The following is a 13434-nucleotide window of genomic DNA, read 5'->3' on the forward strand; positions in this document are numbered from 1 at the left end:
GCCGCCGACCCGTCTTCGAGCCTCGCGGAGCCAGAGCGCCGACGCCCCCGTCGTAGCCCGTGTTTACGACCGAGCGGTCGCCGATCGAGTGGTGAGGGCGCTCACTACCCAGGCCCCGAGTCGACCGCACGCGAGGCCGAAAGCCGAGGCGAGAGCGACCACGAGGCCGCCGAACGCGACGAAAGTCCCGACTCCGGACGGGGACGGTATCCCCGTGGCGCCGATGGCGGAACTGACCGTCGCCCCGACCGGCGCGAGCACCGCGACGAGTCCGGCGAGCAAGCCGGCGCGAAGTCCGGCGCCGCCGGCGTCGTTCGAACTGAGCGCGGCCGCGGCGCCCGCGATAAACGCGCCGAGGACCATGATCCCGCCCGCGACGTTCGCCTCGGCGTCCGGGAGTCTGTCCAGAAGAACGGTGAGGGGGATCGAGGCGAGTGCGCCGACGAGCGCGAACCGCCACGCGGGTGGGACGGCCCGAAGACGACCGAGCGACAGGCGTCTCCGAAGAGAGCCGAGATTCGGCATAAAGGCTTCGTCGACGTGAACCGGCCGCTCGTCGACCGACGCGGGTATCGCATCCCGGGGGTAGCTCCGGGAGTCGGTCGCGCGGGTCTCGAATGCGAGCGCGTGTTCGACGTGCGGTGAGACGATGAGCTACGAAGTCGTACTCGTCCTGTCGGCCGCCCACTCCGAGATATCCGCTTTCACCGTGAGTTCCCCACGAGTGAGGTACAGCCAGACCATCAGACAGACGCCCCCGACGAGTACTTTGCCGGCCGTCAGTTCGTACTGACTTACCGAATACGCGACCTGACCGAGAGCCGGTGTCCCCAGTGTCGCTTCGGTCGGTTGCAGTACGACCGCCGGCCAGAGGTTGTACCCGAGGTGGAGACCGAACGGGATCGCCAGCCGACCCGTCAGAACGTAGCCACCACCCCACAGGAGCCCCAACAGCGCACTCGTGATGACGAGTTGGAGGCTTCGTCCTTCGGTGCCACCGCCCCCTTGCACGATGACGTGGCTAACTCCGAACACCAGACTGCTGAACAGGAGAGCGAGCACGGCCGACCGATCTCGGGAGACGCCCCTAGCGCTCAGCCCTTCGGCGAAGTTCTTCAGCATCACACCGCGGAAAGCGAACTCCTCGAACGCGACCTGAAAGACAAAAGCCATCACGGTCACGGCGACCGCGAGCGCGATAACGCTGGGGGCGTCGGCCGGGAACGGAACGGGGGCGGTCAACTCGGCCTCTCCCAGTTGGAGGAGTAGGGCCGTCGGAACCGCGTACGTGAGTCCGCCGATACCGAGTCCGGCAACCCAGTCGGGGAAAGTGCCGAGGCCGTACGCCGAAATCGGCCGCTCGTCGAGTCGTGTCGCGAGCAGGACCACGAGAAGTAGTCCGAGGGCCGAGGCGACTCCGAAGAGCGCGCGGTCCGTTAACGAGATGGCAACGTCGCCGAGTTCAGAGAGGTCGAGTACACTCCGAATGGTCAACAGAATCGCGGTCAACGCCAGCGGTTGCACTCCGAAACCAAGACACCAAGGGGCGACTGCCCGCCACGTCGCTCTCACACGCGTATCCTCGTCACCGATCGTCACGCGGCGTAGCGCTCGGCTTAGGGACGGCATAGCTAGTCGTGACACTGGGAACTAATATTATTTTATATATTTTTATTCTGGTATAGACAGGGGTACAAACTGCCGGACGGTCGGACGCTCGCGACTCCCGGATCCCGACGATCGAAATAACGCCCCACCCAGATCAAGGGGCTGGTCCGAGTCCCGGAACGTCAGTCCCGACGGTCGTCTGGGCAGATCGGTTGCGATACTCGTCGTCTGGCCGCCGGACCCAAACGGCGGTACAAACGCCCGGAGTGGGCAATCGGCCCGTGTGTTCTACGTGGAAGTTAGATCGGACCGAACGATCGGATTTCAGGAAGCCGGTATACAGACGACCGGAAGCGGCTACGTTTAAACCGCCGGATGGATCCGGGAACAGGTCCTCGCCGTCGGCGCGGCTACGATCGAGCAATGACAGTGTCCGAGCCGTCCCGACGCCGAGCGCCGCCGGACGAACCGCGGACCGAGACCGTGTCGCTGGGCCCCGATCGTCACCTCGCCTACGCCGAGTACGGCTCGCCGGACGGCGACCCCGTCGTCTTCCTCCACGGGACGCCCGGGTCGCGCCGACTGGGAGCGCTCTTCGAGTCGACCGCCCGGGACTGTGGGGTCCGACTGCTCGCCCCTGACCGGCCGGGATGTGGCCGCTCGTCGCCGCGACCGGACCGCTCGGTCGGCGACGCCGCCGAGTTCCTCGTGCCCGTCCTCGACGACGCCGACGTCGAGACCGCGGAGTTGATTGCGTTCTCCGGTGGCGCCCCGTACGGGCTAGCGGCGGCCGCGACCCGCCCGGACCGGATCGACGCCGTCGACGTCGTCGCGGGCGCGACACCGCCCGGGTTCGGCGACCGGCCGCCCGCGGTGACGCGACTACTCACCGGAACCGCGACGACTGCACCGACCGTCCTCCGTGGTCTGTTCCGGTGGCAGGCGTGGCTCGCCGAGCGCCTCGACCCGTCGTTCGTGGTCGGGCAGTACACGACCGACGACGCCGAGGCGATCGACGACGCGACCGCCGAGATCGTGGCGGCCGACTTCCTCGAAGCGTTCGCCCGCCATCGCACCGGCGCTGTCACCGAGTTCCGGCACGCGGCGACCGACTGGGGCGTCGACTTCGAGGCGGTCGACGCGCCGGTGAGTCTGTGGCACGGCGAGCGCGACGAGAACGTCCCGATCGACGGCGCTCGGCGCCTCGAATCCGCGCTCCCGAACGCCCGACTCCGGGCGCTCGACGACGCCGACCACCTCCGGACGCTCCTCCACAGCGTCCCGGAAATTCTGCGCGACCGCGAGTGATCGACGCCGTCTCGGCCGGACGAGTCGGCGGTCGGCGGCCGAAGGGCGGTCGGCCGTTCGGAGACGGACGCCGCGAGCCGCCCGTCGACCACGGTGGTTGATGTGTCCCCCGGACGAACGCGAGCCAACGGCGATGAAACGCATTCAGGTCGCGGCCAGCTACCCCGAGGGGCTCGTCCACCCGCTCCATCGGCAGGTCGTCGACGACGACGCGATCACGCGGGCCGAACTGCTGACGTGGAGCCCGACCGCGGACGCGACGACCCTGCTGTGGTGTGACGGCGACCGCGCGGCGACCGAGCGCGCCGTCGGCCGGATCGACTCGGTCGTCGACAGCGCCGTCGTGGCGGACGCCGACGGGACCTACGCGTTCGTCCGGCAGGACGCCTACGAGTTCCCGGCCGCGCTCCTCGACGCCATCGCCGGCGCGCGAGTGGTGTTTCTCCCGCCGGTCGCGTTCCTCGAAACGGGCGAGGTCCGGTTCGAGGCGGTCGGCGAGGCGGCGGCGCTCAGCGCGCTCCACGCGGAGCTCGCCGAGCTCGGGGACCTCACCATCGAACGAGCCACGGAGTTCGAGCGGACACGATCGGCCTCGCGGCTCACCGACCGCCAGCGGGCGGCCCTCGACGCCGCGGTCGCGGTCGGGTACTACGAACTGCCCCGGGAGGGGACGATCGCCGACGTGGCGGCCGTCCTCGAGTGCTCGACGAGCACGGCCGGAGAGCTGGTTCGGAAAGCCGAGGCGGCCGTCCTGTGCGATTACGTCGAGCGGCGGTGACGAGAGCGACCGATCGCGGCCGGCCGCTCGGGCCCAATCGTGTCCCGCGGGTCGGCTCGAACGCCCTGCAAACAGTTAAGGTACGTCGTGTGCTATCATACACCGAACAGATGTACGACCGGATACTCGTACCCACCGACGGTTCGACCGACACCGAACGCGCGGTCGAACACGCCGCCGATCTGGCGGCCGCCCACGACGCGGAGCTACACGCGGTGTACGTCGTCAACGCCGCGACGTTCGCGGGGCTACCGATGGAGACCTCCTGGGAGGGGATCGACGACGTGCTCCGCGGAGAGGGCGAGTCCGCGCTCGACCGGGTCGAGACCATCGCCGACGAGCGCGACGTCCCGGTCTCGGCCCGACTGCTCGAGGGGTCGCCCAGCAGGCGGATCGTGGAGTACGCCGAGGACGAGGGGTGTGATCTGGTCGTGATGGGGACCCACGGCCGGGGCGGCATCGACCGCCTGCTCCTGGGAAGCGTCGCCGAGGGGGTCGTCCGGGCGTGCTCGGTCCCAGTGTTGACGGTTCAGGTCGGCGGCGCCGACGGCGAGCAGGCGGCCTCGGAGACCGAGACCGAGTCGTCGCCCGAAGCGGGCAACGCCACCGTCGAGTGATCGCGCGGCGAACGTCGCCTGCCTCCCGAATCGAATTCGCGGTCGGGGCGGGGCGGGCCCAGTCCCGACCGGTTCAGACGGGCCGGAGGTGCTCGCAGTCGCCGGCGTGGACGCGGACCCGGCCGTCGTCGGTGTCGATCACGAGCGCGCCGGGGAACGCCACGTCGACCGCCTCGCCGACGATCTCGTCGTCGCCGCGCTCGACGCGCACCCGCTGGCCGATCGTGGCGGCCCGCTCGCGCCACGCCTCGACCGCGGCCTCGGGGTCGCGCCGGAGGTCGTCGAACCGCTCCAACAGTCGCTGGACGAAGGCCCGGCGGTCGACCGGCCCGGCCTCGGCCTCGATGCTCGTCGCGCCCTCCGGGAGCGTCTCGACCGGGACGTTGGCGTTCACGCCGACCCCGACCACGACCCACGAGACGCTGTCGGCCTCGCCCTCCATCTCGGTCAGGATGCCCGCGAGCTTCCGACCGCCGCGCTCGCCGTCGCCGTCTCCGTCGCCGACCAGCACGTCGTTCGGCCACTTGATCTCGGCCGGCACGCCCGCCTCACGGGCGGCGTCGGTCGTCGCGACCGCGGCCGCCAGCGTGAGCGCGGGGGCGTGGGCCGCCGGCAGGTCGGGGCCGAGCACCAGACTCACCCAGACGCCGCCGCTCGGGGCCGACCACTCCCGGTCGAGCCGGCCGCGCCCGCCCGTCTGCTCGTCGGCCAGCACCGCCACGTCGACCGCCCCGTCGGCGGCGAGCTCGCGGGCGCGGTCGTTCGTGCTCCCGATGGCGTCGTGGTACTCCACGGAGAAGGGCGCGTCGAGCCCGAACTCGACGGCGGGACCGCCGAACTCCGGGACGCCGTCGAGGTCGTAGCCGGCGCCCCCGCCAGTGATCTCGAAGCCCGCCTCCCGGAGCGCCTCGACGTGCTTCCAGACCGCGTTCCGCGAGACGCCGAGGTCGTCGGCGAGCGCGGGGCCCGTGACTGGGCCGCCGGCGATCCGTTCGAGGACGGCGCGACGGGTGTCGTTCATGACGGGTCGTTCGGGCGAACCCACCATGAAGGGTTGGTTTCTCGGTCCGGCCAACCAGAATCGGTACGGCGACTCCGCTGGTCCGTCTCAGTGTCGAGTCCGACCGAACGGAGCTGGTACGTGGAGACGCGAATCTAACAACCACCTATTTGTGGGACGGACGGTACGTCTCTGATATGAATACGGTCTTTCTCGGTATCGCCGTGGCGTTCGCTATCGGGCTACTCTACTCGCTGGTTCGCATCTCGGTGTACGATGACGTTCCGAACTGGCTCGGGTGAAAGCGACGAGGGGGTGCCCGACCTCGGAAGCTATAGTCACGACTCGTGGGGCGGGACGAGAGCTGTGACTCACGAGGCGATCCTACGGACGCGAGCGCGTACGGACGGTCAGTGCAGGGCCGTCAGTCGATGTGGCCTTCCTGGCGGAGCTGGTCGGCGTCCTGGTCGGTGTACCGCCACTCGATGTTCGCCTTCTCGTCCTGCCAGTCCCACGGCTCGACGACGACGACGTCGCCCTCGCTGATCCAGGTCCGGTACTTCATTCGGCCGGGGATGCGCCCCATCCGGTTCTCGCCGTCCTCGCATCTGACGCGGACGTGGTTGCCGCCGTTGTGTTCGGTAACCACCGCGAACAGCTCGTCCGAGGAGGGCATACGCAGATTTCGACGTCCAGATTCGTTGCTCACACTTCCACTAAGAACGGCGCACGGTTAAGTCGTTGGCGTCTCTCGGTAGCTCGTGACACGATCCCGAACTGTGGGCCGTCTGAGAGCCGCGGCCGAGCGCGAACGCCGCTTCTCGCGGGGGGTTCTACACACCTTAACGCCGATCGCGGACGGGGACTCGCCTCCCGACAGACGGTAGCAGCCGGGTAACAATACGGGCGGCGTCCGTCCGTCCGGCATGGCTACGCACGAACACCGCCGCCCGAACACCGTCCGCGGGATCGCCGCGGCGCTCGGTCGCATCGTCCTCGTCGTCGCGTTCACCGCGGTCCAGACCGCCGCGCTCGCGGTCTGGCTCGGGACGGTCCGGGACGCCCCGGTCGGCTCGGGCTCGCTGGTCGTCGGAATCGCGATCCTGCTCGGGGGACTGGTGGTCGAACACGCCCTGACCGATCTCGCGGTCAACGGCCGGGCGGCGACCCTCCCCGACGCCGCGTCGGTCGCGGTCGGCGCGGCCGAGGGCGCACTCTGGGCGCTCTGGCTCGCGGTCGCCGGGCGGGTCGGCGGCGTCGAGGGCGTCCTGTTCGCTGGCGTCGCGCTGGGGGCGACGCTCGTCGTCCACCACACCGTCGAGATCAACGACCTCCGGGGACGGACCCCCTTCGCGGGCGTGCTCAACCTCGGGACGATCGGCATCAGCGCGGTCGAAGCCGCCGGCGCCACCGCCTGGCTACTCGTCGTCACGCGACGCGAGGCGGTGGGTCGACTCCTCGAAGCGGTCGGAATCGGGGGCGTCGAGCCCGCGACCGTCGGAGTCGGACTGCTCGCGGTCGCGCTGTTCGTCGAGCACACCGCCGGCGTCGCGCTCGCACGCCGGGCGTAGCCCCGACGCGAGCTACTCGATGACGACCAGCACGTCGCCCATGTCGACGCTGTCGCCCTCGCCGACCGCGACCTGCGTGACGGTGCCGCCCCGCGAGGCCACCACGTCGTTCTCCATCTTCATCGCCTCCAGGACGCAGACCACGTCGCCAGACGCGACCTCGTCGCCCTCGGCGACGGTCACGTCGAGGATCGTGCCCTGCATCTCGGCGGTGACGCTCTCGCCCTCGGCGTCGGCGGCCGCGCCGCCGCTCGCTTCGTCGTCGCCGCCGGCGGGCTCGGGCTTCTGGCCGCCGCCGGCGTCGGCGGTGGGGATCGCCGCGGCGCCGCGCTCTTCGAGGTCGACCTCGAAGCGCTTGCCGTTGACCTCGACGGTGAACTCGCGCTCGAGGACCTCCTCGTCGTCGGCCGTCGACTCGGTGTCGGTGCCCCACCGCTCCTGGGCGGCCGCGATCCGGTCCTGATCGAGGTGGTGGTCGAGGTACTTGGTGGTGTGGGTGCCAGCGACGAACGCCTCGTCGTCGAGCATCAGCCGGTGGAACGGGATGATCGTCGGGATCCCCTCGACCTCGTACTCCGCGAGGGCACGCTCCGAGCGGGCCAGACACTCCTCGCGGTCCGCGCCGTGGACGATTAGCTTGGCGACCATCGAGTCGTAGTCGGTCACCAGGTCGTCGCCCTGCCGGAGCGCGTCGTCGAGGCGCACGCCGATGCCGCCCGGGGGGTCGTAGGTCTCCAGCCGGCCGCCGGTGGCGGGCGCGAAGTCGTCGGCGGCGTGCTCGGCGTTGATACGGAACTCCATCGCGTGGCCCTCCAGTTCGACCTCGTCCTGAGAGAACTGAAGCTCCTCGCCGGCCGCGACCCGGAGCTGGGCCTTCACGATGTCGATCCCGGTCAGCTCCTCGGTCACGGTGTGTTCGACCTGAATCCGGGTGTTGACTTCGAGGAAGTAGAAGTCGGTGTCGGCGCCCAGCAGTTCGCCCGCCTCCCGGTCGGGGTCCTCCTCGACGAGGAACTCGAAGGTGCCGGCGTTGTAGTAGCCCGCGGCGTCGGCGCCCCGCCGGGCCGCCTCGGCGATCCGCTCGCGGAGTTCGTCGGTCAGCGCGGGCGAGGGCCCCTCCTCGATCACCTTCTGGTGGCGCCGCTGAAGCGAGCAGTCCCGCTCGCCGAGATGCCGGACGTTGCCGTGTTTGTCGGCGACGATCTGAACCTCGATGTGGCGGGGGTTCTCGAGGTAGCGTTCGAGATAGACGTTGTCGTTGTCGAAGTACGCCTCGCCCTCGCGCTCGGCCGATTCGAGTTGCTCGTCGGCCTCCTCGGGGCCTCGGACGACCTTCATCCCGCGTCCGCCCCCGCCGCCCTCGGCCTTGATCGCGATGGGGTAGCCGTGCTCGTCGCCGAACTCGGTGACCTCCGCCGGGTCCTCGACGGGGTCGGTGGTGCCGGGCACGATGGGGACGTCGGCGTCCCGCATCGTCTTGCGAGCGTGGGTCTTCTCGCCGAGTTGCTCCATCGAGTCGGCCGAGGGGCCGACCCACGTCACGCCCTCGGTCGCCTCGACTTTCGCGGCGAACTCGGCGTTCTCCGCGAGGAAGCCGTAGCCGGGGTGGACGGCGTCGGCGCCCGCTTTCTCTGCGGCCTCGACGACCGCGTCGTGGTCGAGATACGAGTCGGCCGCCCGGGCGGGACCCACGTTGTACGCCTCGTCGGCGTACCGGACGTGACCGGCGTCCTTGTCGGCCTCGCTGTAGACGGCGACCGTCTCGACTCCCAACTCCTCGCACGCTCGCATCACGCGGACGGCGATTTCGCCGCGATTGGCGACGAGCACCTTGTCGAACATCGTTGCCGGCAAATATTCGGGAGGGATACCTCATTCTGTCGGTTCCCGACGGCGCCGACGCGATCGCTCGCCCGATCGGTCGCCGATCCCACACCACGCGAACGCTTATCTGTCGCTCGCCAGTCAGTCCCGGTGAGGATGACCGACGAGGATCTGGACCCCGAACGGTACTACGACGAGTTCGCCGAGAGCGAGTGGGATCGTCTCGACCGGGACCCCGTGACCCGGATGGAGTTCGACAACACCACCGACTACCTCGCCGACCGGCTCCCCGAGTCGGGACGGGTCCTCGACGCCGGCGGCGGCCCCGGCCGGTACGCCTGCTGGCTGGCCGAGCGAGGCTACGAGGTCGAACACTGCGATCTGAGCCACGAACAGGTCGCCATCGCCCGCGAGAAGCTCGCCGACCGCGGCCTCGGCGACGCGGTGACCTGCCGGCAGGCCGACCTCCGCACGCTCCCGTTCGAAACCGATTCGTTCGACGCCGTCTGCTGTCTCGGCGGCCCGCTGAGCCACGTCGTCGACGGCGACGAGCGCGCCCGAGCGACCAGAGAACTCCGTCGGGTCGCCCGCCCGGACGCCCCCGCCTTCGTCTCGGTGATCGGCCGGCTGGCGATGCTCCGAGACATTTTGACCTTCTCGGTCGAGGAGGCCCACGGCCTGCTCGCGCCCGTCGCGGCCGACGGCGACTACACCGCCGAACGGGTCCGGGAGTTCGCCGACGGCGAGGGGTGGGCCGAGTGCCACGGCTTCCGCGTCGACGAGTTCGAGGCCGAGCTGGTCGACGCCGACTTCGAGGTCGAGACGCTGGTCGGACTCGAGAACGTCGCCGCCCGGACCAAACGCGAGCTGTCGGCGGCCGACGACGAGGCGGTCGCGGACGTCCGGGCCGTCGTCCGACGGCTCCGGGAAGACCGGACCGCGGTCGACGTCTCCGAGCACATGCTCGCGGTCTGTCGGGCGTGACCGGCGCCTCGCCGGGACCTGCCCAGCGAGCCGAACGTATTAGTCGGTGGCTCCGAGTAGACCGGACATGGTCTCGCGCGAGAACAAGATCATCGCGGCGTGCGTCCTGCTCACGATTCCGCTCTACTTCGGGGTCGCCGCCGTCGAGGCGCTGCCAGACTGGAGCGGGTACGCCGTGCTGTTCGTCTTCGGCGTCCTCCTGCCGACCGTACTGACCAATCGGTAGCCTCGGCCGAGGCGGTCACGCGCCCTCGCGGTCCGGACGGGACCCGAGTTCGAGGTCGACGGTGCGCTCGCGCCCGTCCCGGAGGACGGTGAGTTCGACGGTCTCGCCCGGCGACGCCCGGAGCGCGAGGTAGCTCCCGAGGTCCTCGGCGGTCGAGAGGTCGGCGTCGCCGATCGCGAGCATCACGTCGCCGCCGACCGGGACCCGGACGCCGTCGATCGTCTCCAGGTCGCTCTCTCGGAGCGTGCCGTCGCTGGGGCCGTCCTCGAGGACGTCGACCGCGATCAGCCCCTCGGAGTCCTCGAGGTCGTTCGCCCGGGCGACCGACGGGGTGACCGGGCTGAACGACACCCCCATGTAGGCGTGGTCGTACTCGCCGCGCTCGATCAGTTCGGGGACGACCCGCTGGGTCAGCGCCGCCGAGATGCCGAACGCGATGTTGTCCCCGCCCCCGGAGTTGATCACGCCGACGACCCGGCCGTCGAGCGACACCAGCGGCCCGCCGCTGTTGCCCGGGTTGACCGCCGCGTCGGTCTGGACCGCGTCGGGGATGCGGTAGCCGGTCGGGGCCGGGATCGAGCGATCGGTCCCGCTGACGACTCCCGTCGTGAGCGACCCGTTCAGGTTGTACGGGTTGCCGATGGCGACGACCTCCTGACCGATGGTGGGTTCGCCCTCGATAAAGGGGAGCGGCGAGGCGCTCTCGGGCGTCTCCGCGACCGCGACGGCGGCCAGATCGCTGTGTCGGTCCCGACCGACGACCTCGCCCCGACTCCACTCGTCGCTGGCGAACCGGACCTCCGCGGTCGACGCGCGGCCGACGACGTGGGCGTTCGTGACGACGTGCGAGTCGTCGAACACGAACCCGGTCCCCTGTCCCCCGCCGGTCCTGACGAGGACGACCGAGTCGACGACCTCCCGGTACACCCGGGTGTAGGGGCTCTCGGACGAGGACGAATCGGTCGTCGGTTCGGAACTCGACTGGGTCGCCTCCTGGCCCGGTGCGGAGGCGTTACACCCTGCGAGTCCGGTCCCCAGCGCGGTGGCGCCGAGCGCGAGGAATCGGCGGCGGCTGAACGTCGGATCAGGCATTTCCGTCCGGCCGTTAGGGCTCGCGACTCGTATACTTTGTCGGACGCGCGGAGAGTCAGAACCGATCGGACCGCCCCGAGGCGGTCCACGCGTCGGTCGGCGCGCTCCGGGGCACGCGCCCGTCTCGGCCCGTCAGACTCCGGAGTCGCCCCGCGAACGACCACCGCTTACCCTCCCACGACTCCTCGTCGGCGTCGGCGGCCGCGGCGGCCGCCTCCCGGGCTCGAAGGTGGGCGCCGATGGCGGCCGCGATGGCCGCGGCCTCCTCGTCGGTCGCGTCGTCGGGGACGGTCAGGGTGCCGTCGAGCGCCGCGGCCTCGTCGGTCGGCGCCCGCCCGTCGTCGTCGGACTCCTCGGCGGGGTCCTCAGAGCGGGATGTTGCCATGTTTCTTGTCGGGCTGGGCGTCGCGCTTGCTCGCGAGCAGTTCGAGGTCCCCGATCAGCCGCGGGCGGGTCTCGGTCGGTTCGAGCACGTCGTCGACGAACCCGCGGTCGGCCGCGGTGTAGGGGTTGGCGAACTCCTCGCGGTACTCCTCGATGAGCTCCTCGCGGCGGGCCTCGGTGTCGTCGGCCGCGTCGAGTTCGTCGCTGTAGAGGACGTTGACCGCGCCCTTCGGCCCCATCACCGCGATCTCGGCGGTCGGCCACGCGTAGTTGACGTCCGCGCCGATGTGCTTGGAGGCCATCACGTCGTAGGCGCCGCCGTAGGCCTTCCGGGTGATGACCGTCAACAGCGGCACGGTGGCCTCCGAGTAGGCGTACAGGAGCTTCGCGCCGTGGCGGATGATGCCGCCGTGCTCCTGATCGGTGCCGGGCATGAAGCCGGGCACGTCGACGAAGGTGACGATCGGGATGTTGAACGAGTCGCAAAACCGCACGAACCGGGCGGCCTTCTCGCTGGCCTCGATGTCGAGGGTGCCGGCGTTGACGCGGGGCTGGTTCGCCACGACGCCGACCGACCGACCGTCGAGCCGCGAGAACCCGATCACCATGTTCTTGGCGTACCCCTCCTGGACCTCGAAAAAGGAGTCCTCGTCGACGACGCCCTCGATCACCCGCTTCATGTCGTAGGGCTTCTTGGGCTGGTCGGGGACCACGCTGGTGAGCGCCTCGTCGCGGCGCTCGGGGTCGTCCCACGGCTCGACCCGCGGCGGGTCCTCGACGTTGTTCTGAGGGACGTACGACAGCAGGCGGCGGATGTCGTCGAGCGCCTGCTTCTCGTCGGCTTCCGAGAAGTGCGAGACCCCGCTGGTCGACTCGTGGGTCTTCGCGCCCCCGAGTTCCTCGAAGGAGACCTGCTCGCCCGTCACCGTCTCGATGACGTCCGGGCCGGTGATGAACATGTGGCTGGTGTCCTCGACCATGAAGATGAAGTCGGTGATGGCGGGCGAGTAGACCGCGCCGCCGGCACACGGCCCCATGATCGCCGAGATCTGGGGAATGACGCCCGACGCCTCGGTGTTGCGCCGGAAGATCTCGGCGTAGCCCGCGAGCGAGGCGACCCCCTCCTGAATCCGGGCGCCGGCCGAGTCGTTGAGCCCGATGACGGGCGCGCCCACCTCCATCGCCTTGTCCATCACCTTACAGACCTTCTCGGCGAACACCTCGCCGAGCGAGCCCCCGAAGACGGTGAAGTCGTGGGCGAACACGAACGTCTTTCGCCCGTTGACCTCGCCGTAGCCGGTGATCACGCCGTCGCCTTTGATCTGTTTTTCCTCCATCCCGAAGTTGTGGCTCCGGTGGGTCCGGAGCTGGTCGAACTCGTTGAACGTGCCGTCGTCGAGGAAGTAGTCGATGCGCTCGCGCGCGGTCATCTTGCCCTTCTCGTGTTGGGACTCGATGCGGTCTTCCCCGCCGCCGAGAAGCGCGTCCTCGCGGAGCTGTCGCAGCTCGTCGAGCTTGTCCTCCATCGTCACGGTCGATCCCTCCGATGGCTACTCATCGGCCGAGTGGAGGACCACGGCGCGGAAAAGCGTTGCTAAAAGGAGGTTCGACGCGGACGGCCGACGGTCTCGCCCGCGCGTTCGGCCCGATCAGGCCGACGTTTCCGTCTCAGCGAGCACGCTCCGGAGCGCCGAGCCAAGCTCCTTGAACAGGTCCATCTCCATCTCGTCGGTGGTCACGAACGCGCCGTGGTCGCCGACGATGACGCGGGTGAGAAACCCCCGGTCGAACACCCGCATCGTGAACTGGTAGTCGCCGAGCTCGGTGTCCTGATACAGCGACTGGGAGTGAAACCCCAGCCGCTCGTTGTCGGCGAACCCCACGAGGTCGGCGTCGGACTCGAGGTCGCTCCGGAGGTAGAGCTGTTGCTCGGCGTCTTCGGTGAAGTACGTCACGCTCCTGAGCTCGTCGCCGACGGCCGTCCGGCACGCGCTCACGAGCTGGTCTTCGAGGTCGGCAGGTGGTGTGTCCGCCATGTTTGT

The 13434-nt window shown here is 69.7% G+C and carries 15 protein-coding genes; 6 read left to right on the forward strand and 9 right to left on the reverse strand.

The genetic code is table 11. The features are described 5' to 3' along the window. Positions 1-63: 63 nt before the first annotated feature. Together EPL04_RS04380 and EPL04_RS04385 are read right to left on the reverse strand one after the other, a co-directional pair. Positions 64-525 (reverse strand): DUF5518 domain-containing protein, encoded by a 462-nt coding sequence (locus EPL04_RS04380; protein ID WP_167599412.1) that lies wholly within the window; start codon positions 523-525, stop codon positions 64-66. A 129-nt stretch (positions 526-654) separates the two neighbouring features. Beyond that, positions 655-1599 (reverse strand): CPBP family intramembrane glutamic endopeptidase, encoded by a 945-nt coding sequence (locus tag EPL04_RS04385; RefSeq protein WP_167599413.1) that lies wholly within the window; start codon positions 1597-1599, stop codon positions 655-657. 432 nt (positions 1600-2031) lie between these two features. Here EPL04_RS04385 and EPL04_RS04390 point away from each other — a divergent pair, with 432 nt between their 5' ends. The 3 genes from EPL04_RS04390 (at position 2032) to EPL04_RS04400 (ending at position 4311) form a co-directional block, all read left to right on the forward strand. Next, positions 2032-2916 (forward strand): alpha/beta fold hydrolase, encoded by an 885-nt coding sequence (locus tag EPL04_RS04390; RefSeq protein WP_134669801.1) that lies wholly within the window; start codon positions 2032-2034, stop codon positions 2914-2916. Positions 2917-3049: 133 nt separating this feature from the next. Next, on the forward strand, positions 3050-3694 hold the full coding sequence (locus EPL04_RS04395) for a helix-turn-helix domain-containing protein (RefSeq protein WP_134670293.1): 645 nt from the start codon (positions 3050-3052) through the stop codon (positions 3692-3694). A gap of 110 nt (positions 3695-3804) precedes the next feature. Beyond that, positions 3805-4311: a universal stress protein gene (locus EPL04_RS04400; RefSeq protein WP_134669802.1), complete on the forward strand. Its 507-nt coding sequence runs from the start codon at positions 3805-3807 to the stop codon at positions 4309-4311. Between the two features lie 73 nt (positions 4312-4384). Here EPL04_RS04400 and EPL04_RS04405 read toward each other — a convergent pair whose 3' ends face one another. Together EPL04_RS04405 and eif1A are read right to left on the reverse strand one after the other, a co-directional pair. Further along, entirely contained in the window at positions 4385-5332 is a 948-nt protein-coding gene (locus EPL04_RS04405) for a biotin--[acetyl-CoA-carboxylase] ligase (protein ID WP_134669804.1), read from the reverse strand. 403 nt (positions 5333-5735) lie between these two features. Then, the gene (gene eif1A / locus EPL04_RS04410) at positions 5736-6020 is read right to left on the reverse strand and encodes a translation initiation factor eIF-1A (protein ID WP_134669806.1); all 285 of its coding nucleotides are present in this window, start codon (positions 6018-6020) and stop codon (positions 5736-5738) included. 217 nt (positions 6021-6237) lie between these two features. On the opposite strand from eif1A, the gene EPL04_RS04415 reads away from it, so the two are divergent. After that, entirely contained in the window at positions 6238-6882 is a 645-nt protein-coding gene (locus EPL04_RS04415) for a hypothetical protein (protein ID WP_134669807.1), read from the forward strand. 12 nt (positions 6883-6894) lie between these two features. Here EPL04_RS04415 and EPL04_RS04420 read toward each other — a convergent pair whose 3' ends face one another. Further along, positions 6895-8724, reverse strand: a complete 1830-nt coding sequence (locus tag EPL04_RS04420; protein ID WP_134669809.1) for an acetyl-CoA carboxylase biotin carboxylase subunit — start codon at positions 8722-8724, stop codon at positions 6895-6897. A gap of 138 nt (positions 8725-8862) precedes the next feature. On the opposite strand from EPL04_RS04420, the gene EPL04_RS04425 reads away from it, so the two are divergent. Both EPL04_RS04425 and EPL04_RS18640 read left to right on the forward strand, forming a co-directional pair. Next, positions 8863-9690, forward strand: coding sequence for a class I SAM-dependent methyltransferase (locus EPL04_RS04425; protein ID WP_134669811.1), 828 nt, complete (start codon positions 8863-8865; stop codon positions 9688-9690). 67 nt (positions 9691-9757) lie between these two features. Then, on the forward strand, positions 9758-9916 hold the full coding sequence (locus EPL04_RS18640; protein ID WP_167599414.1) for a hypothetical protein: 159 nt from the start codon (positions 9758-9760) through the stop codon (positions 9914-9916). Positions 9917-9931: 15 nt separating this feature from the next. Here EPL04_RS18640 and EPL04_RS04430 read toward each other — a convergent pair whose 3' ends face one another. From EPL04_RS04430 to EPL04_RS04445, 4 genes are all read right to left on the reverse strand, one after another. Further along, the gene (locus EPL04_RS04430; protein ID WP_134669813.1) at positions 9932-11008 is read right to left on the reverse strand and encodes a S1C family serine protease; all 1077 of its coding nucleotides are present in this window, start codon (positions 11006-11008) and stop codon (positions 9932-9934) included. Between the two features lie 55 nt (positions 11009-11063). Continuing rightward, the gene (locus tag EPL04_RS04435; protein ID WP_245154524.1) at positions 11064-11393 is read right to left on the reverse strand and encodes an acc operon protein; all 330 of its coding nucleotides are present in this window, start codon (positions 11391-11393) and stop codon (positions 11064-11066) included. Then, the gene (locus EPL04_RS04440; protein ID WP_134670295.1) at positions 11374-12918 is read right to left on the reverse strand and encodes an acyl-CoA carboxylase subunit beta; all 1545 of its coding nucleotides are present in this window, start codon (positions 12916-12918) and stop codon (positions 11374-11376) included. The genes EPL04_RS04435 and EPL04_RS04440 overlap by 20 nt, the downstream gene beginning before the upstream one ends. A 123-nt stretch (positions 12919-13041) precedes the next feature. Next, positions 13042-13428, reverse strand: a complete 387-nt coding sequence (locus EPL04_RS04445; protein WP_134669815.1) for a DUF7522 family protein — start codon at positions 13426-13428, stop codon at positions 13042-13044. Between the last annotated feature and the right edge of the window lie 6 nt (positions 13429-13434).

The sequence above is a fragment of the Halorussus marinus genome (genome assembly GCF_004521895.1).
Taxonomy (GTDB): Archaea; Halobacteriota; Halobacteria; order Halobacteriales; family Haladaptataceae; genus Halorussus; species Halorussus marinus.

Excerpts from the sequence above, each read along its gene's own strand:
- EPL04_RS04395 (WP_134670293.1), top strand. The coding sequence starts at position 3,050 with ATGAAACGCATTCAGGTCGCGGCCAGCTACCCCGAGGGGCTCGTCCAC.
- EPL04_RS04390 (WP_134669801.1), top strand. The coding sequence starts at position 2,032 with ATGACAGTGTCCGAGCCGTCCCGACGCCGAGCGCCGCCGGACGAACCG.
- EPL04_RS04435 (WP_245154524.1), bottom strand. The coding sequence starts at position 11,393 with ATGGCAACATCCCGCTCTGAGGACCCCGCCGAGGAGTCCGACGACGAC.
- EPL04_RS04420 (WP_134669809.1), bottom strand. The coding sequence starts at position 8,724 with ATGTTCGACAAGGTGCTCGTCGCCAATCGCGGCGAAATCGCCGTCCGC.
- EPL04_RS04430 (WP_134669813.1), bottom strand. The coding sequence starts at position 11,008 with ATGCCTGATCCGACGTTCAGCCGCCGCCGATTCCTCGCGCTCGGCGCC.
- EPL04_RS04400 (WP_134669802.1), top strand. The coding sequence starts at position 3,805 with ATGTACGACCGGATACTCGTACCCACCGACGGTTCGACCGACACCGAA.
- EPL04_RS04380 (WP_167599412.1), bottom strand. The coding sequence starts at position 525 with ATGCCGAATCTCGGCTCTCTTCGGAGACGCCTGTCGCTCGGTCGTCTT.
- EPL04_RS04425 (WP_134669811.1), top strand. The coding sequence starts at position 8,863 with ATGACCGACGAGGATCTGGACCCCGAACGGTACTACGACGAGTTCGCC.
- EPL04_RS18640 (WP_167599414.1), top strand. The coding sequence starts at position 9,758 with ATGGTCTCGCGCGAGAACAAGATCATCGCGGCGTGCGTCCTGCTCACG.
- EPL04_RS04405 (WP_134669804.1), bottom strand. The coding sequence starts at position 5,332 with ATGAACGACACCCGTCGCGCCGTCCTCGAACGGATCGCCGGCGGCCCA.
- EPL04_RS04415 (WP_134669807.1), top strand. The coding sequence starts at position 6,238 with ATGGCTACGCACGAACACCGCCGCCCGAACACCGTCCGCGGGATCGCC.
- EPL04_RS04445 (WP_134669815.1), bottom strand. The coding sequence starts at position 13,428 with ATGGCGGACACACCACCTGCCGACCTCGAAGACCAGCTCGTGAGCGCG.
- EPL04_RS04440 (WP_134670295.1), bottom strand. The coding sequence starts at position 12,918 with ATGGAGGACAAGCTCGACGAGCTGCGACAGCTCCGCGAGGACGCGCTT.